The organism is Arthrobacter sp. zg-Y769, assembly GCF_020907405.1.
Classification (GTDB): domain Bacteria; phylum Actinomycetota; class Actinomycetes; order Actinomycetales; family Micrococcaceae; genus Arthrobacter_B.
Genome location: NZ_JAJJOE010000010.1, coordinates 15157 through 39337, shown reverse-complemented (window position 1 = coordinate 39337; position 24181 = coordinate 15157). Strand labels below are relative to the sequence as shown.

General features: G+C 66.7%; 15 protein-coding genes. 6 read left to right on the top strand and 9 right to left on the bottom strand.

What is annotated here, in order from left to right; all coding sequences use genetic code 11:
* Position 1 precedes the first annotated feature (1 nt).
* The 8 genes from LOC60_RS10575 to LOC60_RS10540 all read right to left on the bottom strand — a co-directional run bounded on the left by LOC60_RS10575 (position 2) and on the right by LOC60_RS10540 (position 14651).
* Positions 2–2464 (bottom strand): transglutaminase family protein, encoded by a 2463-nt coding sequence (locus LOC60_RS10575; protein WP_230024987.1) that lies wholly within the window; start codon positions 2462–2464, stop codon positions 2–4.
* Positions 2461–3819 (bottom strand): DUF58 domain-containing protein, encoded by a 1359-nt coding sequence (locus LOC60_RS10570; RefSeq protein WP_230024985.1) that lies wholly within the window; start codon positions 3817–3819, stop codon positions 2461–2463. Before LOC60_RS10570 ends, LOC60_RS10575 begins: the two co-directional genes overlap by 4 nt.
* Positions 3820–3823: 4 nt before the next feature.
* Entirely contained in the window at positions 3824–4801 is a 978-nt protein-coding gene (locus LOC60_RS10565) for an AAA family ATPase (protein WP_230024983.1), read from the bottom strand.
* Positions 4802–4863: 62 nt separating this feature from the next.
* A complete protein-coding gene (locus tag LOC60_RS10560) occupies positions 4864–10947 on the bottom strand; it encodes an Ig-like domain-containing protein (protein WP_230024981.1) in 6084 nt (2027 codons plus the stop codon).
* 153 nt (positions 10948–11100) lie between these two features.
* The gene (locus tag LOC60_RS10555; protein WP_230024979.1) at positions 11101–12249 is read right to left on the bottom strand and encodes an adenylate/guanylate cyclase domain-containing protein; all 1149 of its coding nucleotides are present in this window, start codon (positions 12247–12249) and stop codon (positions 11101–11103) included.
* On the bottom strand, positions 12242–12811 hold the full coding sequence (locus tag LOC60_RS10550; RefSeq protein ID WP_230024977.1) for a PH domain-containing protein: 570 nt from the start codon (positions 12809–12811) through the stop codon (positions 12242–12244). The genes LOC60_RS10555 and LOC60_RS10550 overlap by 8 nt, the downstream gene beginning before the upstream one ends.
* A 34-nt stretch (positions 12812–12845) precedes the next feature.
* Positions 12846–13712 (bottom strand): biotin--[acetyl-CoA-carboxylase] ligase, encoded by an 867-nt coding sequence (locus tag LOC60_RS10545; protein ID WP_230024976.1) that lies wholly within the window; start codon positions 13710–13712, stop codon positions 12846–12848.
* An 81-nt stretch (positions 13713–13793) separates the two neighbouring features.
* Entirely contained in the window at positions 13794–14651 is an 858-nt protein-coding gene (locus LOC60_RS10540; protein ID WP_230024975.1) for an SDR family oxidoreductase, read from the bottom strand.
* A gap of 260 nt (positions 14652–14911) precedes the next feature.
* Here LOC60_RS10540 and LOC60_RS10535 point away from each other — a divergent pair, with 260 nt between their 5' ends.
* From LOC60_RS10535 to LOC60_RS10515, 5 genes are all read left to right on the top strand, one after another.
* Positions 14912–16507, top strand: coding sequence for an acyl-CoA carboxylase subunit beta (locus LOC60_RS10535; protein WP_231713378.1), 1596 nt, complete (start codon positions 14912–14914; stop codon positions 16505–16507).
* Positions 16504–16737: an acyl-CoA carboxylase subunit epsilon gene (locus tag LOC60_RS10530; RefSeq protein WP_230024974.1), complete on the top strand. Its 234-nt coding sequence runs from the start codon at positions 16504–16506 to the stop codon at positions 16735–16737. The genes LOC60_RS10535 and LOC60_RS10530 overlap by 4 nt, the downstream gene beginning before the upstream one ends.
* A gap of 44 nt (positions 16738–16781) precedes the next feature.
* The gene (locus LOC60_RS10525) at positions 16782–18512 is read left to right on the top strand and encodes a DUF885 domain-containing protein (protein ID WP_442860404.1); all 1731 of its coding nucleotides are present in this window, start codon (positions 16782–16784) and stop codon (positions 18510–18512) included.
* A gap of 174 nt (positions 18513–18686) precedes the next feature.
* Entirely contained in the window at positions 18687–20078 is a 1392-nt protein-coding gene (locus tag LOC60_RS10520; protein ID WP_230024973.1) for a dicarboxylate/amino acid:cation symporter, read from the top strand.
* A gap of 94 nt (positions 20079–20172) precedes the next feature.
* Positions 20173–20808 (top strand): Maf family protein, encoded by a 636-nt coding sequence (locus LOC60_RS10515; RefSeq protein WP_230024972.1) that lies wholly within the window; start codon positions 20173–20175, stop codon positions 20806–20808.
* A 236-nt stretch (positions 20809–21044) separates the two neighbouring features.
* On the opposite strand, the gene LOC60_RS10510 is transcribed toward LOC60_RS10515, so the two are convergent.
* Positions 21045–21860, bottom strand: coding sequence for an endonuclease domain-containing protein (locus LOC60_RS10510; protein ID WP_230024970.1), 816 nt, complete (start codon positions 21858–21860; stop codon positions 21045–21047).
* Positions 21861–22288: 428 nt separating this feature from the next.
* Between LOC60_RS10510 and LOC60_RS10505 the strand changes: the two genes are divergently transcribed.
* On the top strand, positions 22289–24103 hold the full coding sequence (locus tag LOC60_RS10505; RefSeq protein ID WP_230024968.1) for an acetyl/propionyl/methylcrotonyl-CoA carboxylase subunit alpha: 1815 nt from the start codon (positions 22289–22291) through the stop codon (positions 24101–24103).
* The last annotated feature ends 78 nt before the right edge of the window (positions 24104–24181 follow it).

The following is a 24181-nucleotide window of genomic DNA, read 5'->3' as shown; positions in this document are numbered from 1 at the left end:
CCTATCCGGAAGGTTCACTAAAGTGATCTGGCTTACGAGTTCTCTTCCATACCCTAACCGACGGCAGCACCCGTCGGCCCGGCGTACGGCGGCGGGTCCGCATCTGTGCGTCGAGCAGCAGCGAGCGCGGGGAATAGCGGGCCCGCTGGCGCCGCCAGAAACCGACGGAGCCGGCAAGCCTGCCCAGATGCTCCTCGACCTGCTTCCAGTACTCCTGAACTTCGGCTTCGGTAGGTTCGCCGGGGCCGAAAATCCCGGCGTCCGCCCGCTGCGCCAGAAGCACGGTTGAGTCCGCCGCGGCAGGGAAGCCGCGCTGCAGCAGCTCTGCGTGTTCCCGACGGGTAGCGTTGCCGCTCGGACGGCTGCCGAGGTCGGTTGCCAGGCTCACGACCTCCTTCCAGGCGCCCCCGACCCGTCGGGAGGGAGTGCCGGTCCGCCGCCGCAGGCGCCGGCGTCGAACCTTAATAAGCAGTACCAGCAACAGCGGTCCCAGCAGGACCACGAGCGGCAGCGAGGCCAGCGCGATGATCCGCAGCCAGTACCGGAACGCCGCCCAGAAATCGTCTTTCTGCTCTTCGGGCTCCTTGGCGTCCGCGTTGGTGTCCGGCGGCAGCTCGGCCGGTTCCTGCGGCGGAGGCGGCGGCTGCAGGACCTGGGGCTTCGGCGTGGACTTGGGCTGCTGCTGCGGGGGCACGGGTTCGTTGTCTTCATCCGGAGTGGGGAAGAACGGCACCCAGCCCACGGTCTCAAACTCCACTTCCACCCACGCATGCACGTCATCGCCGGTGATTTCCAGGGGTGCGGACGGATCCTTCACTTCGTCCCAGTTCGGATAAAAGCCCATGACCACACGTGCCGGAATGCCGAGCTTGCGTGCCATCAGCGCCATGGCAACGGCATACTGCTCGTCGTCGCCCACCATCTGGTCCGCGTCCAGCAGGCGGGTCATGCGCGCGGAGCCGTGCCCGGGCAGCGACGGCGTCTCGCCTTCCTTGCCGTTGCTGAAAAAGCCTTCGGAGGCAAGGATCTGCTGCAGGCGGCGCGCACGCTGGACCGGGCGTTCCTCGTCGCCGACATAGTCGGCCGCCTTGGATCCGAGGACCGGCGGATCGTTGTAGATGCGGGGCAGCTGGTTGCTGGAGAACCGGTATTTGGACAACTGCGCGTCGTCGGGCTCTTCCGGGAACAGGACGCTGGCCTCATAGGTATCCCCGGACTGCAGCTGGGCGACCGTCAGTGCCGTACCGGAAGCCTCGCTGTAGTAGAGGCCGGCAGCCAGGTCCGCCGCTCGGTCACCCGACACCTTGAACCCCGTTGCCTTCCCGCCGGCCGGAACCCAGACCCCGGCGTACTCACCAACGGTGATTTTCAAAGTCGCACTGGTGCCCTCGCCGGAGCCCTCCGCCAGGTCCGAGCGGGCGTCGCCCACCCGGGTGAAGTTCCCGTCGCTGCCCGGATCAACGGTGTAGACCACACCGTCGTAGGCGTCGAGTGCGGCCAGGCGGATGCGCTGGCCCTTGGGCAGTCCTTCCACGGTAAACAGCGTGGTGTCCGCTTCGTCCTTGACGTATCGGCGGAAATCCGTGAGCGGGCTGGGATAGTCGAAGAGGTCCACGGGCGGCTCGACGACGTCGCGCAGCACCCGGCGTTCGGCACCCTGGGTCAGCAGCGGAGACACGCCCAGGGAAGCCGCCATCGCTGCGGCCAGCACGGCCGCACCGAAGCCCAGGCGCCGGGCCCGGGCCGCACGGGCTGCCGCGGACGGCTGCCCGGGGGCGTGGCGGAGGCTCCGCCGCGAGGTGTCCTCCTCAGCAGGAGCCGCGCTTTGCAGGCTAATGGTTTCCACGGCGCCCCGGCCCAGCTCACGCCGATAGGCCAGCCAGGGCATCAGGAGGGCAATGAGCAGGGCGCCGCGGATGCCGGGAAGCGGTGCTTCGTCCGTACCCAGGGCAATGCCCGCGGTAAACACAACAACCACGGGAGCCAGTACCCAGTAGGGCCGTCGGACCCGCCACGCCAGCAGGCCGGACACCAGCCCGCCGATCAGGGCAAGCAGGAAAGGCACCACCAGCATGCCCGCCGCCAGGCCAACGGGCGGGGCGATGGTCAGCAGGTCCTTCCAGGCGAAAACCACGCCCAGGACCAGCACGCGGACGGATGCGAAAGAGGGAACGACGCCGGCAATGGCTTCCAGCGGCGCCGCGAATGCACTGCCCAAAAGCACATAGCTGCCGACAGCCGCGCCGACTGTGGCCCAGAATCCCCAGCGGAACCGGGCGGACAGTTCGGCCAGGCCCAGGCCCAGCAGGATGCCCCCTGCTCCGGCCACCAGGAACCGCGGATCCCAGCCGAAGGTGGGACCGAATCCCAGCACCCCAAGTGCCAGCACCGCGGTGAGCAGCGCCCAGTCCCCCAGCCGGGGCAGCAGGGCAGCTGTTCCCGTACCGGTTGAATCCGTTTTCACGCGACCGCCTTCCGCAGTACGCCGGGAAGGCTGTCAAGGTCACCGATGTCCAGCACGGCCAGATCGCCGATGGCTGCCAGGGCCGGTTCCATCCCCGTACCGCAGCGCAGGGCAATGCAGCGGATCCCGGGCGGAACCTTCATGGATGCGGACCGCAGGGCGGCACCGTTGGGTTCGGTGCCGGTAACCAGGAACACCACGGAGGCGTTGGGCACCGCGTCGGCGGTGGTCCGGGCCAGGTCGACGATCCCGGAGGTGCGGCTCCGTCCCTCCGCCTCGGTCAGGCCGTCCAGCATCGTGCCCGAGGTGGAGCAGCGCACCGGCCCGTCCTGTGTCAGCACGGACAGGGCGAGCTGTTCACGGAAGGCCTGGACCCCAAGGGAACCCGCAACCGAGACCGCCAGCTCCAGGTCCTCCTCGGAGGCGTACTCGCTGCTGCTCAGGGACAGGGCGACCGCCACGTGGGAGCGGCGGGTCTCTTCGAACTGGCGGACCATGAGCGTGCCCGTCCGGGCGGTTGTCTTCCAGTGGATGTGCCTGCGGTCGTCGCCGGGAACATAGGCGCGCAGTGCGTGGAAGGCAACATCGGAACTGGACAGGTCAGTGGTGGGTTCCCCCTCCAGGTCCCTGATGAAACCGGTGGTGGAACCGCTGAGGGAAACCGTCCGCGGGTGCACGTACAGGTCCACCGGGTCCGCCCAGAGAAGCCGCCGGCCCATGAGCCGCAGCGGATCCTGGCGCACGGATTCCACCGGTCCCACCACAATCACGGCACGGCGGCGCGTGGGAATGCTGAAAAGTTCCTCATGTGACTGGCCCGGACGCATCCGGGGCAGGTCGAATGCGGCGACGCCGCCGCCCACGGGGAGTTCGAAGGTCACGGGCAGCAGCGGACGCGCCGCCGTGCTGGTGATGCTCAGGCTGCCTACGGCAGCGTCACCCACGGCTACCCGGGTGCGCGCGAGGTCCAGAGCCACCTCGTAGGACAGCCGTCCCACTACGAAAGCCGTGCCCAGGACTAGCAGGACGCCGGAACCGACGGCGGCCACCAGTGCCTCCTGCCAGTGGAACACGGCGCCCAGCAGCCAGAGGACGAGCGTCAGCACCGCGGCCAGCCAGCCGAGGGGGCTGACCGCGGCCGCAGCGGAGCGCACCCGGCGTCCGGCCGATCGCAGTGCGGCACCGGTCCGGGTGAGGACCGGCGCCAGGCGCCGGGCTGCAGGTGCCAGTTTCGGGGCTGCGGCCCGCCAGTAAGCGGAGCGCGTGACGGTGCCGCGTACCCTCAGCAGGCGACGGCGCAGGCGAACAGCGGCGCGCCGGCTCCGCCGGCCGGTACGCCCGGGAAACTTTGGCATGGTCCTACGCCTGTGCCTGCGCCCGCTGCTGGGGAGCAGCTACATCGGCGAGTACTGACAGCAGCACTGCTTCGGGACTGGCCCCGGCAAACTCGGCTTCAGGGTCCATCACCAGCCGGTGGGTCCAGACCGCCGGCGCCAGCGCCTTGACGTCGTCGGGCAGGACGTAGTTGCGCCCCTCGGAGGCGGCCCGGATTTTGGCAACGCGGACCATGGCCAGGGCGCCGCGGACGCTGACGCCCAGCCGGGTTTCGGCCGCCGTACGGGTGGCCGAAACCAGGTGTGAGATGTATTCGAGCACGGCCGGCTCCACATGCACGGTGGTGCCCAGTTCCGCCATGTCCCGGACGGCCGCCGTCGTGATCACCGGGGTGAGGGCTGCGGACCGGTCCCGGGTGGAGGAACCCGAGAGCAGTTCCAGCGTCGCCTCGTGGTCCGGGTAGCCGATGGAGGTCTTGATCAGGAAGCGGTCCAGCTGGGCTTCCGGAAGCCGGTAGGTACCCGCCTGCTCGATCGGGTTCTGTGTGGCGATGACCATGAACGGACGGTCCTGCGTGTACGTTTCGCCGTCCACCGTGACCCGGGATTCCTCCATCACTTCCAGCAACGCGGACTGCGTCTTGGGTGAGGCCCGGTTGATCTCATCCGCGAGCACAATGTTCGCGAAGATGGGCCCGCGGTGGAATTCGAACAGCTGCTGCTTCTGGTCATAGATGGTGATGCCGGTGACGTCGGAGGGCAGCAGGTCCGGGGTGAACTGGATGCGGGAGTTCGAGCCCTGCACGGTGGCCGCGAGGGAACGGGCCAGCATCGTCTTGCCGGTACCCGGCGCGTCCTCGAGCAGCACATGCCCCTCGGCGAGCATGGCGGTCAGCACCAGGCGGACCACCTCCGTCTTGCCCAGCACCGCTTCGCCCACGTTTACGGTGAGCCGCTCAAAGGTCTGCGCGAACCATGCTGCTTGTTCTTCTGTCATTGCCATGTTGTTCGTGTCTTCCGGTTCGTAGCTTGGTTGATTTTGCTGCATCACTGACGGTGGGGCTGCTAATAAAGGTTTGCCGGGCAGGCACCGGTTTCCGAGAATGCCGGGCCTCCCGTATGCGTCATATCCCGCGCCGGCAGGAAGGCCCTGGCACGCCATCCGATGACGTGCAGCCACTGCTCTCCACCCCAGGTGGCGGAACAGTCAATGATGACGGGAGTCTCTGCAGGGGCATCCTCGCGGCATTTGGATTTGTCCGCTTCGTTCCGCTCCCGCCAGCAGGAGTCCACGGCGAGCGTGCCTGTCGAGAAGGCACCTGTCCTGATGGGCTGCTCCAGCACTGCCCCCGGCTCACGCTTCGAATTGAGTGCGCGGACCTGCAGCGTCGCGGTTTTATTCATTCCTCCGAGCTCCGCCGTGTTGTTGCTGGGTGCAGGCTCCCATTTCTCGTCCTTTCCGTCCTCATGCCACCGGTATTCCATGGTGGTGACGTCGTAGAGAGCGGGATCCGGTGCAGCCCAGCGGACCACAGCCTCTTCGTACGGCGTACCGTTCGTCGCGTTCAAAAGCACGGGTTTGCCGGCAGTTCCGTACGGCTGCACGGGTGCGGAGTCAGCACCGGGGGTCCCGTCGTACGTTGCCCCGGCCACCGTGGCCAGGGCCTTCAGCCGGGCGGTGACCGGTTCACCGTTCGTGAAGCCGGTGACGATGTCGCCGCTCCGGACGGCACGTTCTTCGCCGTTGGAGAAGAGGGCCATGTAGGTGATTTCGTTCGAACGGGCTCCGTTTCGGCCTGCCGCGCCGAGTTCCGTGAAGGTGATTTTCACGGCCCGCCCCGCTGCATCCGTCCCGGCAGGTTCAAGGACCGGCGCTTCGGGAGCACTTGGCACGCCCTGCGCACGCCGGGGTGCCGACCGGGGCCCGATCTCCCCCCAGCCTGCCCGGTTCCTGGCCTGGACCGCGTAGGAGTATTCATCCTCGGAGTTGCCGACCCGGATGGTGGTCCGCGACTCGGGATTATTGGCGTCAATGGTCCTGGCCAGCGTGGACCCCTTGTACTCGTGCACCCTGTAGGCCTCCACCCGGGCGCCGTTTGCCGCAGCGTCGGGCCAATCGACGGTGAGCTGGGATTCGGGCCCCACTCCGGGCGCAGAGGAGGTGGTGGGTGCCCCGGGCGCGCCGGGAACGCCGGCCGGTGTCTCCGGCACCGAGTAATCGCTCCATTCCGAAGGTTCGGGCGCGGAGTTCCTGGCCTGGATCCGCACGCGGTAACTGGTCCCGTTCTCGAGACCGCTCCAGACCGTGGATCCGCCGGCGGCCGGAGCAGACTTCTGCATCACACCGTTGGGCGGAGCCGGGGAAATCTGCAGGTCGTAGCCCGTAATCGGCGAACCTTCATTGGGCGGCGGCGTCCAGTTGACGGTGAGCTCGCGGTCACCAAACACCAGTTGAGGCGGGGCCGGGCGTCCGGGCTGCGTGTCCGGCCGGGCAACGGCCGACGACGGCGACGGCGAGGAGGTGCCGTTGGCGTTGGTCGCCGTGACCTGGAACGTGTACTCGACGTTGTTGGTTAGTCCGGAGAGCGTGCAGGTGGTTGCCGGGCACTCCTGCGAATAGCCGTTGTTTCCGCGGACCGTGTACCCGGTGATCGGGGATCCGTTGGAGGCGGGCGGATTCCAGGTGAGAACCACTGTCCGGCTGCGCGTGGACTCGACAACGGGCGTTGTCGGCGCGGCGGGCTTTCCCTGGACCGTGAGGAGGATGTTGCCGGTTGCATTGCGTCCCGGCTCTCCGGTGCGGTCACGCACTACGTACTGAACGCTCATGCTGCCGACAAACTCCGCACCGGGAGTCACCACAATGGAGGACCCCTGCTGGACAGCCGTGCCGTTGCCGTCTGCCCGGACGTTGACGATTTCCAGTGGTTTGTCCGTAAACGGGTTTACGTCATTGTCCAGCACCGGAACCGTGACGGAACGGCCCTGGACAGCATCGGAAACGACGTCGTCCACCGCCACCGGCAGCGGACGTCCCGACGCCCGGACTTCAAGATCCACCCGGCCCGTGACCGGTTCGCCGCGGCCGTCGGACACGGACACGGACAGATGTGCCAAGGTTCCCACCGCAGCATCATCCTTGGCGCTGATCTTCAGGACGCTGCCTTCCAGCTCGCCTTTGAAACCCTCCGGAACGGGACCGGCGAGTGCGAAGCGGAGCCGGCCGGCGTCCTCGGGATTCGGGTCGGATGCGAGCGAGGCAAGGTCAAGCTCCTCGGCGGGCTCACCCTTGGCGGTATTCATGGAACCGGAACTGATAGTCGGCGGGTAATTCTGCTCCGGAAGCGGAATCACGTTGACGAGCACTGTCAGGGTTGCCTTCAACCCGTCCGGGTCCTCAGGCCCTGTCCCGTCGGTGACCTCGAAGGTGACCGAACCCAGTCCGGAGTAGTCCGGATGCGGGGCATAACGGAGCGTGGACGTGCCCATGATGCGCACACCGTTGTCCTTGGTCCCGATGGCCCTGACATGTTCCGCGGTGGTAATCCGCGGCGTCCTCCCATCCCGGACCACCACCAGGCTCTTCAGGTTCAGGTCCAGTGTCTTTCCCGCCTGGACCTCCAGCGGTTCACCCTCGCGGAGCATCGGATACTGCGTGCTCAGTCCGGGGACCCAGATCACCGCACTGGCGATGCCGCCGTCTTCGTCCGTGGTCTGGTACGGAATGATCTGGGCTTCGTTGGTCAGGTCAATGCGTACTGTTCCCCCGGAAACGGATGCCGTGGGATGGTCGCCGAAGATGCTGACGTCCATGTCCTCGGCCAGGCCGTCCGGGTCCTCGTCATTCTCCAGGACGGGAACTTCCACGAAGCTCTTGTCCCTGGTCTCCGCAGGGTCCACCAGATCGTCCCGCGAGACAGGAGGCAGGAGCGGGGCATTTTCGTCCGAGACAACAATGACGGTGCCGGTGCTCATGGCGCCCCGGTTGTCCTTGACGCCGTAGCTGATGCTGTAGGTTCCCGGCGTTTCGGGCGCCTGGAAAAGGACCCGGGAAAGGTCCGTACGGGTTTCGAGTTCAGGAACACTGCCGGAAACGGCCACGGTATTCAGTGAGATGGGATCGCTGTCAGGGTCCGAATCGTTCCGCAGCACCGGGAGGGCATTGCCCCGGCCGGGGCGCAGCGTGACCGTATCCTCCACGGCTACCGGAGCCTGGTTGGACTCGGCTGCCGGCGCAATTCCCACTTGGACCGTTGCCGAGTTTTCCACGCCCAGCCGGTCACGCACGGTGTAGGTGAAGGAATCCGTTCCGGCGGCCTGTGAGAGCGCCGTGTAATCGATGAAGTTGGGGCCGGGCTGTACGGCGCCGTGGGAAGGCGCCGTACCAATCCCGTTGAGTACCACTGAGTCGCCGTCTGCATCCAGCCCGTCCAAGGGGATGGGAATCCGTACAGTTGCGCCGGATACCACCCTGCCCTCGACGTTCTCCGGAACCGGCGGCGTGTTCTTCTCGTCGTCGCGGGGGCGGATGGTAATCCGCACCTGCGCTGAATTCTTCTGCCCGGTCTCATCGGAAACCTCATAGATGGCGTACACCGTCTTGGCTGTCTTGCCTGCCACAAACCGCAGCTGGTCGCCGGAGACGAACATCTGCCCGTCCGCGGGGTCCACGCTCTGGGGCAGGACGGGGCTGAGCGACAAATCCCCTCCCGTGGGAGACGAATCGTTGTCCAGGACCGGAATGCTGACAACATCGCCTACCCGCACCACTGCGTCGTCCGGACTCGCGGACGGCGGCTGCAGCGTTGCCTGCTGCGCCACGGGAATGATGTTTACTTCACCGGTGGACGTGGAGCCGCCGTTGGACACCGCATAGGTGACGGTCATCTGCTCCCGCAGGCTCCTGGCGTCATGGATCTGAAGCAGGTGGCGGTCCAGGACAGCCACATTCACCGCAGCACCCTTCGGCACGCTGACCGACTGGACCACGAGGATGCCTCCTGCCGGGTCGGTGTCATTGCCGAGCACATCGACCAGGACATCTTTGCCCTGGGGCAAAAGCGCGACGTCGCGCACTGCCACGGGAGCGCCCTGCAGACCGGCCGGTTCGGCGTCCACACGAATGAGGCCGTTTGCGCTCTGCGGGCCGTTGGTCACCAGGTACTCGATGTAGTAGCTGCCGGCTTCGGTCGGCAGGAACCCAATGGAACCGGTCTGGTAATCCGGAGTGACCGCTACGCCGTCCTCCCCTTCTGCTTTCGCCAGCGAAAGTTGGCCGCCGGCTGGATCCAGGTCATTCTTCAGGGGGAAAAGCTGAATGTTCTGCCCCACCGTCGCAGCAAAGTGGTCGAAGTTGGCTACCGGCGGCAGCACGCCTGCGGGACGGACGTCATAGGTGACCGTCCCCTTCACTTCCTCGTATCCGTCAGAGACGGTGATCGAGACTTCCTTGACGCCCTGGGTCTTCCCTACATCCCGGAACTCCAGCTGGCCGTCGGAGCTTGGCCGCACCTGGTCGCCGTCCTCGGTGGGTTCGGCGCTGACGAGGACGAGGTCGTCGCCGTCGGCGTCCTTCCAGTCGTTGAGGATGTTCTGGGTGACGGTTTTGCCCTGCTCGAGCAGGATCTTGGTGCTGCGGTGCGTTTCCGGCGGCGCATTCTCCCTGGCTCCGCGGATGTTCACCGTCACGGTACCCGTGTCCCTGCCGCCCCGGCCGTCCGTAATCTCGTAGGTGAAGGTTGCGAGTCCGGGTTTGGAATGGTCCGGAATGACAATCTGGAGGGCTGCCCCGTTGTAGATGGACTGGACCTGCCCTGCCGTCCCCGGCTGGTCGCCCAGCAGGCGTGCAGTGAGCAGATCGCCGTCCGCATCACTGTCGTTCTCGACGACCTGCAGGATGGTGGTGCGCCCCACCCTTACGCCGAAGGTGTCGTCAGTGGCAACCGGCGCACGGTTTTCGGTGGTGCGGTCCGGCAGGGTATTCACCGGGTTCTCGCTGGCCGATTCCTCTTCGTCATCGCTGGAATCCTGCTGGGGCGGGATGATGTCTCCCCAGTTATCCACCAGCTGCATGTTTTCGAGCACCAGCCAGACAGCCCCGCCGTTGACGTCATTGAGCACCACTACGTCCCGGTTGACACGGAACACCAGCTCCGAGGCAGCACCAAGCCCCGTGATGTCTTCACGGGCGTCCTCGGCATCGTTGCTGCAGTCGCGCACGTGCGTCCCGGATCCGGCCCAGGCGGCGTATACGCAGTTGCCCAGCTGGACGGGTGCCGCGGCACCGCCGCCGTCTCCCACGTCTTCAATCTCGGCTTCCCCGCCGTCCAGCGGCTGCAGTACGAGGGCGGTGTCGGTGGCTATGGCCACGAAGTCGGCCGCCGGACCGCTCTGCTGAAGCTTGGCGTTCTTCGCGTCCGGGATGCCCACGGTTTTTCCATTGGGCAGCAGGAGCGTCTCGGTTTCCGTATTCAGGACCACTGCCTGGTTTCCCACGGCCGCAATCTGTGCGTCCTCGAAGTCCTTCAGTACCGGAGCCTCCTGCTCCTCGGGTTCCCCGTACCCGCCGTCCTCATCCTTCTCGAACGTGTAGAGCATGCCGTCTTTCGGTGCGGCAACCACCACGTGGTCTTCGGCGGATACCGCCGCAAGCAGTCCGGGGTTCCCTTCCAGGACTGGTTCGGCCTCATCCTCACTGAAGAAGCCCACCTCCTTGGCGGGGGTGATCCAGAGGCTGCCCTGTGCAGGGTCTGCAATAGCCACGGTCTGGGCGCCGAAGGAAAATTCGGCGGCACCGGGAAGCTGGACCTCTGCGCCGCGGATAACGTTCGCCACATCCACGGGGCTGATCTTGGTTTGGTCGGTATTGAGGTTAAAGACGGTGCCAGCGTTCTGCAGGACGTCGAAATTGTCGCTGTTGGCGGTGTAGCCGCCGTCGAGGAGCTTGGAGGGGTAATTCAGATGGCCGACCATCCCCTGGGTGCGGTTGGTGACCCACACGCCGCCGTCATTCAGGTCCACATCGGCGCTGGCAAAGCCGGGATAAAGCAAGGCACCGGTAACCAGCGCCGTGGTGGCAGCGACCGCCGCCCCTACCGAGACTGCCTTGCGCCGCCTACCGCTGAGCAGACGTGCTTTTCCCCCGCGCACTGCCACTTTGTTCCCCCTGGTTATGAACCCGCAACGGAACCGTGGCAGCGCCGCCGTGTGCCCGGCAGATGCACCTGTTCCACCGCATAGTGTTACACAAATCCCAGAGGGAGGTAATGCACCTCACTTCCCGGGCCGGGCCCGGGCGGAACGCTAGTCGAGCACGAGGCCCGATCCGGTCCCCCGCGCCAGGGTGACCGGATGGATTTCCCCGAACCCCCGGACGTTGCGCGGCTGGTGCGGAATGAGCACGAACTTCGGGTTGTCCTTCAGCGCCGCTGCCGTCGAGGCGTCCGTGAGGACGGTACCCGGCTCGGCCAGCGAGGTAAGCCGTGAGGCGAGGTTGACGGTGGGTCCGTAAATGTCGCCCAGCCGCGAGAGCACCCGGCCCCAGACCAGGGACACCCGGGCCGAGGGCAGCAGGTCATCCTCGGTAAACGCCTTGGCCAGCGCCAGGGAGATCTCGGCCCCGGCCTCGGGCGTCTCCGCATTGAACAGGACTTCGTCCCCGATGGTCTTCACCAGCCGCCCGCCGCCCACCGAGATGATCTCCGCGCACTTGTGCTCAAAGCGCTGCACCATCTGGGCCAGCGTCTTTTCGTTCATCTGCCGGGAAAGACTCGTGTAGGAGACCAGGTCGGCGAAGCCCACCGCGCGCGCCAGCGGCAGCGGCGCGTCGTCGGAGGCGCCGTCGTCGTGGCTTGCAAGGCCGGCCTCCGCACGCAGCGCCAGCCGCTGGATGGCCGCGTTGAGCTGGCGTTTCCAGGCGTAGACGAGGGTCTTTTCGAGCGGCTCGATGAGGTCGGGAAGCGCCTCGACGAGCCGCTTGCGGGCCTCGGCGTCGGTGATTCCGCGGCGGACCACCATTTCCTCGACCAGCGCTTCAACCTGCCAGACCACCATGCGGTCCGTCATCTGGCCGATGGACCGCATGATCGAAATCGCTGCGTCCTCCGTGAGCTGTTCATCGCGCACCAGTTCGATCACGGTGCTCAGTGCCTCGCGGTCCTGCTCGGTGAAGAAGACGGCGTCGTCGTCGAGGTTCGGGAATCCCATGGCCCGCCAGAGCTTGCGGGCGGAGAGCAGGGACACGCCCGCTTCGGCCGCCGCCTCACGGCGCCGAAGCGTACGCGGGCCGCCGAGCAGCTGGGCCTCGAGCCGGCGTACGTCTTCGCGGTCAATCTCGGTGCCGGTACTGGCCAGCGAGTAGTCGGGACGGGGCACCGGGACGGGCTGCACTGGCTGGGTCACCGGTTCGGGGTGGCTTGCGGGACCGAACCCGCCGTGGCCGGCGTCAGTCATCGTCCCTCCCTTCGTAGTCATATCCGCCATCTGTCTCCATATCTACACCATCGAACATGGCCGTCAGCGGCAGCTGCCCGATGGCGGACACCACCATGGAGCGGAAACGGTGCACCTCGGGCACGGCGGGATACTGCATAATCCGGCCGTGGCCCAGGTCAAGGATCAACGTGCCGCTGCGCTGCATCCGGTCCGTCACGGACTGCCGGATTTCCAGCTGGTAGATCGCGGCGAGGGCAATTTCGTGCTCCCGGCGCATCAGCACACCCTGCCGCTGGATCAGCCTCCGGTCGGTGAGGATGATGCGCCCGGCAAGCCAGCGCAGCACGGGCGGAACGCAGTAACGGGCCAGCACCAGCACGGCCAACGCCACTACCGCCGGCTGCAGGTAGGGACTGAATTCGCCCAGCTGGCCGGGCAGCTCGTCACGGCCCAGCCAGCCGAGGGCGAATCCGCCAAGGGCTCCGGTGATTCCTGCGAGTACGAGGGGCTTCCACAAGGAACGGGCATGCGGCCGGCCGGCGGCAATGATGTGCTCGCCGGGAGAGAGTTTCAGGCGCACCGGATGCCTCTCCGTGCGCCGGCGGGTGCTTCCCTCACGGCTGCCCGGGACGCAGGTGCACGACGTCGGCGGCGCTGACGGTGTGCGCGGCACCGGCGTCGTCGACAATAACCAGTGCACCGGTCGGTGCGAGGGCGACGGCGCGGCCGGTAAGGACGCCGCCGCCGGGGAGCTGGGCGCTCACGCCCCGGCCCAGGGTGCCCAGGCGCGCGGTGACCTCGTTCCGCAGCGAGTCCTGCCTTCCGGCCGGTACCGCCTCGGGGTCTCCGTCCACGGAGCAGAAGTCCCGGTAGCGGCCCGCCAGTCCCAGCAGGTAGTCCTGCAGCAGGATGTTGCGGTCGGTGGTGGAGGCGTACTCCATCAGCAGGCTGGTGGCCGTGGGGACAGGCAGGTCTTCATCAGTGAGGCTCACGTTCAGGCCCGCGCCGACCACCACCGCCGGCGGTCCGCCGTCGGACGCGGGGACCAGCTGCGCCAGGACGCCGGCGAGCTTACGCCCGTCCACCATGACGTCATTCGGCCATTTCAGCCGGGCCTCGACACCGGTGCGCGCAGCCACGCTTTCGGCCAGGGCCAGGGCCGCCAGCAGGGACAGCCAGCCGTAGGAGGTAGTGGGGAGGGGGCGCCCGGAAGGATTCACCGGGCGCAGCAGCACGCTGACGAACAGCGAGGAACGTTCCGGAGCCACCCATCGGCGGTCCATCCGGCCGCGGCCCGCGGACTGCAGCTCGGCGGTCAGGACAGTCAGGTCCGCGACCTCCCAGGGGCGCAGCCGTGCAGCGTCCGCCAGGTCCGTATTGGTGGAACCCGTCTCCGCCACTACGTCCAGCGCAGCGAAGGGACCGTTGGGTGCCACCAGCGCCGCCCTCAGGCGGCCGGGGTCCAGGGCCGGTCTTTCCATGCTGGAGTAGTGCAGTTGCATTCTTCCGATCTTACGCGGGCGCCCTGACATTCCCTTCGCGCCCGCCCCGGCACCGTCCGGTTAGAGGAAGAAGTCCGGCATCAGCTTGTCCGCGGGTACTCCGGGTGCGTAGCGGCTGAAATCCGTGACGCCTTCCTCGCGCAGCACTTCTTCGTCGGTGTAGAAATTGCCGGTGGACTGTCCGCTGGGACGGGTGAGGATCGCGTGCGCGGCGTCCGCCATGATGTCCGCGCTGCGGGAGGCGGCGGCCAGCTTATCTCCGCCGGGCATGTTGCGGATGGCGGCGGTGTTGATGCCGGTCACCGGCCAGAGCGAGTTCACGGACACGCCGTCGTTCTTCAATTCCTCGGCCAGGCCCAGCGTGGTGAGGGACATGCCGTACTTGGCCATCGTGTAGGCGAGGTAGCCGCCGGCCCACTTGGGATCCAGGTTCAGCGGCGGGGAAAGCGTGAGGATGTGTCCGTTGCCGGACCGGCGCAGGGCGTCCAGGGAGAACTTGGAAAGCATAAACGTGCCGCGGGTGTTGATATCCGCCATCAGGTCATAGCTCTTCATCGTCACGGCGCCGGTGCCGGAAAGGTCGATGGCTGAGGCGTTGTTCAGGACAATGTCGATGCCACCGAACTGCTCGAGGGTGGTTTCGACGGCGCGGGCAACATCTTCGTCGCGGCGCACGTCGCCGATGATCGGCAGGGCCTTGCCGCCGGCCGCCTCCAGCTGTTCGGCGGCCGTGTAGACAGTCCCTTCCAGCTTCGGGTGCGGCTCCGCCGTTTTGGCGAGCATGGCGATGTTTGCGCCGTCCGCTGCTGCGCGCAGGGCAATGGCGAGGCCGATGCCGCGGCTTCCGCCGGACATCAGGATGGTGCGTCCTGCGAGGGACCGGGACGCCGTTTCCGGGGTGCTGTTGGGGATGCTCATAGCCAACAGGGTAATGCACCTCACTCTTATGTTACTAGCCAGTAACATCTTGCGGCAGGTCCTATCCGGCGGGGACCGGACCAACCGGCAGGGAACGAAATTGTAGGTTTTCTACACTCGGTCCCCCTGCTCCGGCTCACTAGACTGGGTAAACCGTTACGTATTTTGTGCGGAACCTACTTAACGCCCTGCACTGCCTCCTCCATCGGAATCCTCCGAAGGCCCGGCAGCGACCCAACCGAAGCACCCGGAGGCCCCCTTTGAGCATCGATCAGGACCTGTCCCTGCATACGACGGCCGGCAAGATCGCCGAGTTCCGGCGCCGCCAGGCCCTGGCAGCGGTGCCCTCGGGGAAGGCTGCAGTGGAGAAGCAGCACGCCCGCGGCAAGCACACCGCCCGCGAGCGCATCGACCTGCTGGTGGACGCCGGATCCTTCGTGGAGTTCGATGCCCTGGCAGTGCACCGCTCCACCGCCTTCGGCATGGAAAAAAAGAAACCCCTCGGGGACGGGCTGGTTTCCGGCTACGCCACCGTGGACGGACGTCCCGTGGCCGTCTACAGCCAGGACTTCAGCGTGTACGGCGGTTCACTGAGCCAGGTCAACGGCGAGAAGATCGTCAAGGTGCAGGAATTCGCCCTGCGTAACGGGTGCCCCGTGATCGGCATCCTCGACGGCGGCGGTGCCCGCATCCAGGAAGGCGTCGCCTCGCTGGCCATGTTCGCGGATATTTTCCGCAACAATGTCCACGCCTCCGGCGTCGTACCCCAGATCTCCCTGATCATGGGCCCGTCCGCCGGCGGGGCCGCGTACTCCCCCGCGCTCACGGACTATGTGGTGATGGTGGACAAGACCTCGCACATGTTCATCACGGGACCCGACGTCATCAAGACGGTCACCGGCGAAGACGTGGACATGGAGACCCTGGGCGGTGCCCGGCAGCACAATGCGAACACCGGCACGTCGGCCTACCTCGCCTCCGATGAAGAGGACGCCATTGAGTTTGTCCGCGAACTGCTCGATTTCCTGCCCTCGAACAACCTGGCCGAAGCACCGCTGACCGCGTTCGACCAGGACCCGGAACCCACGGACGCAGACCTGGCCCTGGATGAGCTGATCCCGGACTCGGCAAACCAGCCCTACGACATCCGCACCGTCATCGAGAACGTCCTTGATGACGGCCACTTCCTGGAAATGCAGGCACTCTACGCGCCCAACGTGATCATCGGTTACGGCCGCGTGGAGGGCCACACCGTTGGCATCGTGGCCAACCAGCCGATGCAGTTCGCCGGCACCCTGGACATCGCCGCCTCCGAGAAGGCCGCCCGGTTTGTCCGCAACTGCGACGCCTTCAACATCCCGATCCTGACCTTCGTGGACGTGCCGGGCTTCCTGCCGGGCAAGGACCAGGAATTCCAGGGCATCATCCGCCGCGGCGCCAAGCTGCTGTACGCCTACGCCGAGGCCACCGTGCCCAAGCTGACCGTCATCACCCGCAAGGCCTACGGCGGAGCGTACATCGTGATGGGTTCAAAGAAGCTCGGTGCGGACATCAACCTCGCCTGGCCCACCGCGCAGATCGGCGTAATGGGCGCCCAAGGTGCGGTGAACATCCTCTACCGCGCTCCGCTCAAGGCAGCGGCCGACGCCGGCGGCGACGTTGACGGCGTCCGCCGCCAATACATTGAGCAGTATGAAGACGAGCTGCTCAACCCCTATCAGGCAGCCGAGCTCGGCTATGTGGACGCGGTTATCGCACCCTCGGAAACCCGGCTGCAGCTGATCCGCGGCCTGCGGGCCCTGCGGGACAAGCGCGCCTCGCTGCCCGCCAAGAAACACGGGAACATGCCGCTGTGAGTACCGGAAACGAGGAGCTGGAACCGGTTCCCGGACCTTTGCTTTCAGTGGTCTCCGGCAACCCGACCGACGAGGAGCTCGCGGCGCTTACCGCCGTCGTCGCCGGGTTGGAAGCCCAGGACCTCCCGCTTCCCGCGGCCCGGCCCACGCACCGTGCCTGGGTGCGCCGGCGGAACCTGCGCCTGGACCCGAAACCCGGACCCGGCTCCTGGCGGCGGAGCTTCCGCTAGTTCCGAAGGGGGCCGCAGGGCCGATGTGGGGTTAGGCTACCTTTGTGACTCAAAAGACACCATCTTCCACACCCGTATCCTCCACTGGCGGCGCAGCTGCGGCGCGCCGGCCCACGGCAATCGACGCCGTCGCCGATGCCTTCACCGCGACGCTCCTGGACCTGGATCCGTCCTTCGCCACGTCCCTGGGCATTCCCGGGCGGGAAACCGAATACAGCGATTACTCGCCGGCCGGCCTGGAGTCCTATGCCGAAGCCGTCCGGGAGACGCTCAGCCGGCTGGACGGACTTGAGCCCGCGGACGACGTCGACCGCGTAACCCTGGACGCCATGGACGAACGCCTTGGCCTGGACCTCGAAATCCACCAGTCGGGCTGGGACCTGGCGGAGCTGAACAATATCGCCTCCCCGGCGCAGGGCATCCGCAGCATCTTTGACCTGATGCCCACGGACACCGAAGAGCAGTGGCACCACATTGCCGGGCGTTTGAACAACGTGGACGACGCCGTCGCCGGCTACATCACCAGCCTGCGCAGCGGCATCGGGCACGGCCGGGTGGCTGCCCGCCGGCAGGTGAAGATCGTGGTGGAGCAGGCTTCCGCATATGCCGCGGACGGCGGCTTCTTTGACGCCCTTGCCGCGAATGCTTCCCTGGCCGGCGGCGGAGCGCTGCCCGCGGCACTCCTTGCGGATCTGCGGACCGGCGCCGAATCCGCCCGCCGGGCCTATGCGAACCTTGCTTCCTTCCTGGAGGAGGAACTGCTTCCGGCTGCGCCCGCTGCCGATGCCGTGGGCCGGGAGCGCTACGCCCTGATGTCCCGCCAGTTCCTCGGATCCGCCGTCGACCTGGAAGAGACCTACCAGTGGGGCGTGGAGGAACTGGACCGCATCATCGCCGAGCAGGAAGCCGTGGCGGAGCAGATCCGGCCCGGCGCCACCGTGGCCGAAGCCATGCGCATCCTCGACGAGGATCCGGCGCGCCAGCTGCACGGCACGGACGAACTGCAGGCCTGGATGCAGGACCTCGCGGACCGCGCCGTTGCGGACCTGTCCGGATCCCACTTCGAGATCAGCGAACCGATGCGCCGGATCGAGTGCATGATTGCCCCCACGCAGGAGGGCGGCATCTACTACACCGGCCCCAGCGACGACTTCTCGCGTCCGGGCCGTATGTGGTGGTCCGTGCCGGCCGGCGAGGACACCTTCACCACCTGGCAGGAAACCACCACGGTCTACCACGAGGGCGTTCCGGGCCACCACCTGCAGATTGCGACGGCGACGGCGTCCCGCGGGCTGCTCAATGACTGGCGGCGGAACGTCTGCTGGGTTTCCGGCCACGGCGAAGGCTGGGCGCTCTACGCTGAACGGCTGATGGAGCAGCTGGGCTACCTCAGCGACCCGGGCGACCGGATGGGAATGCTGGACGCGCAGCGGATGCGTGCCGCACGCGTGGTCTTCGACATCGGGGTCCACCTGGAACTGGAAATCCCGGAACGCTGGGGCGAAGGCACCTGGACCGCCGACAAGGGGTACAAATTCCTGAAGCAGAACATCTCCATCAGCGAGGGACAGCTGAACTTCGAGTTCACCCGCTACCTTGGCTGGCCGGGCCAGGCCCCCTCCTACAAGCTGGGCCAACGGCTCTGGGAACAGATCCGCGATGAGGTCCGCAGCCGCGAGGGAGACGCGTTTGACGAGAAGGCGTTCCACACCCGCGCCCTGCAGCTGGGTTCCGTGGGCCTGGATACGCTGAGGCGTGCCCTGCTGGGCGAGTAGGAATTTGCGACGTTAGTCACACCGGCCCGGGCGAGTGTCCCGGGCCGGTGTCGTTTTCGGGCAGTAACGGCGCGGTTTCCGTGCGGAAACACCCGGCGCTGCGGCTTCTTATTGGCGTCACATTTCGCAACTTCGAGTCTGGTCTGATATTGGCTGGCCGCTAGAGTCTTTTCCGTGACTTCACAGACCTCCTCCCCCGAATCCCCCGCCCGGCGGCTGCCCAAGTGGGCAACGTCCTTCGGACCGCAGATCATCGCAGCCCTCATTGTCGGCCTCGCGCTGGGCCTGCTGGCCAAGTCCATGGGCACCGTTGACGATCAGCCGAACTGGCTCACCACCACGCTGGATACCATCGGCACGAGCTACGTCTCACTGCTGAAGGCCGCCGTCGTCCCGTTGATCTTTACCGCCGTGGTCAGCTCGATCGCCAACCTCCGGGCCGTGTCCAACGCCGCCCGCCTGGCCTGGCAGACGCTGCTCTGGTTCGCCATCACGGCACTGATCAGCGTGGTTATCGGCATCCTGCTCGGCTTCTTCCTGGAGCCCGGCAGCAACGCCGACGTCAAGGGCGAGGAGTTCAGCGGCAGCCAGGGCAGCTGGGTGGGCTTCCTGACCGGCCTTGTACCGGCCAACTTCCTGGGACTGGGCGCCAGCTCCAAGGTGGCGGAGTCCGGTGACGTCACCACCAGCGTCAGCTTCAACGTGCTGCAGATCCTCGTGATCGCAATCGCCGTCGGTATCGCCGCGCTCAAGGTCGGCAAGCCCGCCGAGGCCTTCCTGGCCCTGAATGCCTCCGCGCTGGCCGTCATCCAGAAGGTCCTGTGGTGGATCATCCGCCTCGCTCCGGTCGGCACCGTCGGCCTCATCGGCACGGCCGTCGCGACTTACGGCTGGGACACCATCGGTTCCCTGGGCATGTTCGCCCTCACCGTCTACCTGGGCCTGTTCCTGGTGCTCTTCGGCGTCTACCCGGCGCTGATCAAGGCCCACGGCCTCTCGGTCCGCCAGTGGTTCTCCGGCGCCTGGCCCGCCATCCAGCTGGCCTTCGTGTCCCGCTCCTCCGTGGGAACGCTGCCGCTGACCCAGCGCGTCACCGAACGCAACCTCGGTGTATCCCGGGCCTACGCCTCCTTCGCCGTGCCGCTGGGTGCAACCACCAAGATGGACGGCTGCGCCTCCATCTACCCGGCGGTCTCCGCGATCTTCGTGGCCCAGTTCTTCAACGTGGACCTGGCCTTCACCGACTACCTGCTGATCGCCCTGGTTTCCGTCCTGGGTTCGGCCGCCACCGCCGGCACCACCGGCGCCGTCGTGATGCTCACGCTGACCCTTTCCACCCTCGGCCTGCCGCTGGCCGGCGTCGGGCTGCTGCTGGCCATCGACCCGATCCTGGACATGGGCCGCACCGCCGTCAACGTGGCCGGCCAGACCGTGGTTCCCACCCTCGTGGCCAAGCGCAACGGCCTGCTGGATACCGGGCTGTACAACGCACGCCGCCAGGGCGATCCGTTCGTGGATGATTCCGAGCAGATCGAGGTTCCGCTGCTGGTCGAGTCCAAGAGCTGATTCCTCCCCGCAGTACGACGCCGGGCCGTTCCTTCGGGGGCGGCCCGGCGTTTTTGGTTTCCGGGCCGGTCCGCCCCGGCACTAGGCTGGATCCGTGACCAAACCGAACCTGAGCCTCATCCTGGCCTCCGCGTCCCCCGCCCGCACCAAGCTGCTCACCGATGCCGGCATTGCCCACACCGTCCTCGTCTCCGATGTGGATGAAGACGCCGTCACCGCCCGCTACGGCCTGACCGATCCGCATGACACGGCCCTGCTGCTGGCCCGTGCGAAGGCCGAGGCCGTTGCGTCCCTGCCCGAGGCCGACGGCGCGCTGGTGATCGGCTGCGATTCGGTCTTCGAGTTCGACGGCGAGGCGCACGGCAAACCGTGGGAGGCCGACGTCGCCCGCGAGCGGATCCGCCGCATGAGCGGTTCCTCCGGGGTACTGCACACCGGGCACTGGCTGGTGGACTGCCGCGACACCGACGAGGACGGTTCCGGGGCCACCCTCGGGGCGGTTTCCTCTGCCGAGGTGCATTTCGTGAAGCTGACCGACGAGGAGATCGAGGCCTACATCGCCACGGGTGAGCCGCTGCAGGTGGCCGGTTCCTTCACCATCGATTCCCTGGGCGGGGCGTTCATCGAGCGGGTCGAGGGTGATCCGCACGCCGTCGTCGGTCTTTCCGTTTCAACGCTCCGCCAGCTTCTGGCCAGCGCCGACGTACGGATCATCGACCTCTGGAAGTAGTTCCTGCTCCGCTTTCCCGCGGCTCCGATCGGTCTTTCGCCACCTGGTGCGACGGGCGTTCACCTTCCGTACAGCTAATGCGGGGGCCCCTTCACCTTCCGTACAGCTAATGCGGGGGCCCCTTCACCTTCTGTACAGGTACGGTGCTTCGGCCCCGCTGCAGGCCGCATTAGCTGTACAGAAGGGAACGTGCAGGCCGCATTTGCTGTACATAAGCGACGGGCGGATGCCGCATCTCAGCCCGAAGGCGTCCAGCCACCCATTGTCAGTCCCCTACGGACCTTAGCGGCTACCCAGGACGATCCCTGCGTCAGATCGGTCCGACTGATTTTCACCTGATTCCATCCGAGTTCGGCGGTCCGCAGGTCACGGTAGTGGTCTCGTGCCTGCTGCTCCGGAGTGAGGTGGTGGGCGCCGTCGTACTCCAGGCAGGTCCGGAACTCAGGACAACCGAGATCAGCCCATACCTGCGGCTGACCATACTCATCAAGCAGTGCAACGTTAGGTATGAACTCCGGCAGATCGGCCTGCTTGGCCAGCATCAGCCGAAGCCGAGTCTCGGGCGGAGAATCCACCCCCACCCGCACATACTCCAATGCTTCACGGCTGCGGCGGACCTTGGGTACCCCTGAGCGGTGCTTGACCAGGTCCCGCAGCTCTTCCAAAGGAACCAGGGGCCGGCGCGGCGTCCCGAAGGTGCGCTGATGTTCGCTCACTATCTGGTCCCCCATGATCACCAGCTCCTCGACGGACAGCATGCCGGCAAGGTCCAGCCAGGTGCGGGCGACAGTTGTTACGGGAAGGCCGTAAACCTGCGTTACCTCGTTCGATGCCAGCAGCAGGCGATGTCCGCAGATATGGCGCCGCCGCGGTGGTCCGCACGCCGGACTCCGGCTGAGATGAAGCAGAGGTTCCTCGGCAACCCTGCGTGGCAGGGCCAGCCCATGCAGCCGGGCTGCGGTGCCATGGCTGATGACGGCGTCCGGAAGCAACTCGAGGTACGGACGGCATCCGGCGGCCAGGTCAAAGGTTGTCGTCTTGGGAACCCGCACGGCTCTGCTGGGAATCCAAAGGTCCGAGGCGCGGAGTCGAGAAGCACTTATCCCGGCGTCAATGGCTTGTGGAAACGCAAAGGGTGCGGTGAATGGTTCCGGCAGAGGTTGAGGTTTCGGCATCGCTCTATTACAGAGGTCTCCGAAGCGCACTGAGGCGTTTTCCACAGGCAAACCGCCACCGGTGCGGAGTCCTGTACAGCAGATGCTGGCTGAGGTCGACCCAGGCAGCATCACCTGTACGGAAGCCGGACCAGAGGGACAGCGTCCACGCACCCACCCAGACGCCACGCACCCCAGACACCCGTCCCGCTTTGTAGAATCCCCACAACGATCCGCCGGTTCCCACGCAGAAACAGCACGCATTATGGCCCATGACCACAAAACCGCGCTAGGCTCCGAACAGATCAAAAGGAGCCAGTGCACCAATGAGCCAGAACACCCCCGCGCCTGCTGCGACCCCCGCCAAGGCACTCAACAAGATCCTCATTGCCAACCGCGGCGAGATTGCGGTCCGCGTCATCCGCGCCGCCCGCGATGAAGGCATTGCGGCTGTAGCGGTCTATGCAGATCCCGACCGCGACGCCCTGCACGTGCGCCTCGCCGACGAGGCCTATGCCCTGGGCGGCAGCACCGCAGCCGAGTCCTACCTGGACATGGGCAAGATCCTCGACGCCGCCGCCCGCTCGGGTGCCGACGCCATCCACCCCGGCTACGGCTTCCTCTCCGAGAATGCCGAGTTCGCCCAGCGCGTCATCGACGCCGGCCTGACCTGGATCGGCCCCTCCCCCAGCGCCATCTCGCAGCTCGGGGACAAGGTCCAGGCCCGCCACATTGCCGCCAAGGTGGGCGCACCCCTGGTCCCGGGCACCCCGGATCCGGTTGAATCCGCCCAGGATGTCCTGGACTTCGCGGACCGGCACGGCCTGCCTCTGGCCATCAAGGCAGCATTCGGCGGCGGCGGCCGCGGCATCAAGGTGGCCCGGACCCGCGAAGAGATCCCCGAAATGTTCGACTCCGCAGTCCGTGAGGCTACGGCGGCCTTCGGCCGGGGAGAGTGCTTCATCGAGCGCTTCCTGGATGCCCCGCGCCATGTGGAAACCCAGTGCCTGGCGGACGCCTACGGCAACGTCGTCGTCGTCTCCACCCGTGACTGCTCCCTGCAGCGCCGGAACCAGAAGCTCGTCGAGGAAGCTCCGGCGCCGTTCCTCACCGAGGAGCAGAACGCCAGCCTCTACTCGGCGTCGAAGGCCATCCTCAAGGAGGCCGGCTACCAGGGTGCCGGAACCTGCGAATTCCTGGTCGGGAAGGACGGCACCATTTCCTTCCTCGAGGTCAACACGCGCCTCCAGGTTGAGCACCCCGTGTCCGAGGAAGTCACCGGCCTGGACCTGGTCCGCGAACAGTTCCGCATCGCCCGCGGCGAGGCACTGGGCTACGGCGACCCGGAAGTGCGCGGCCACTCCTTCGAGTTCCGCATCAACGGGGAAGACCCGGGACGCAACTTCATGCCCGCCCCCGGCACCGTCTCCGAGTTCAAGCTGCCCACCGGCCCCGGCGTCCGCGTGGACTCGGGCATTGAAGCGGGCGAAACCGTGGGCGGAAACTTCGATTCCATGCTCGCCAAGCTGATTGTCACCGGTGCCACGCGCCGCGAGGCACTCCAGCGGGCACGGCGCGCCCTGGCCGAAATCGACGTCGCCGGCCTGCCCACCGTACTGCCCTTCCACCGCGCCGTGACTGCGGACCCGGCCTTCACCGGCGAGGACGCTTTCGGCGTCCATACCCGCTGGATCGAGACCGAGTTCGCGAACACCATCCCGGCCTGGAGCGGGGAGGCGGGCACGGCCGACGACGACGACGACGAGCGCCGGCGCGTCACCGTTGAAGTAGGCGGCAAGCGGCTCGAGGTTGTGCTCCCGGCCGGCCTCGGCGGTTCCGCCGGCGGTGCTGCCAACGGCGCCCGCGGCAACGGCAACGGCAAGGCACGCAAGCGCTCCCGGGGCGGGGCGTCCACCGCAGCCGCGGGCGATGACCTCACTTCCCCCATGCAGGGAACCATCGTCAAGGTGGCCGTCGAAGACGGAGCGGTGGTACGCGAGGGCGACCTCGTAGTGGTGCTGGAGGCCATGAAGATGGAACAGCCGCTCACCGCGCACAAGTCCGGCACCGTCACGGGCCTGAGCGCCCTTCCCGGCGCGACCGTGTCCGCCGGCGCCGTCATCGCCTCGATCAGGGACTAAGCAGCAAAAAGAGACTAAGCAGCAAACGCAGGCAGGCCCGGCTCCCCCACGGGGAACCGGGCCTGCCTGCGTTGAATG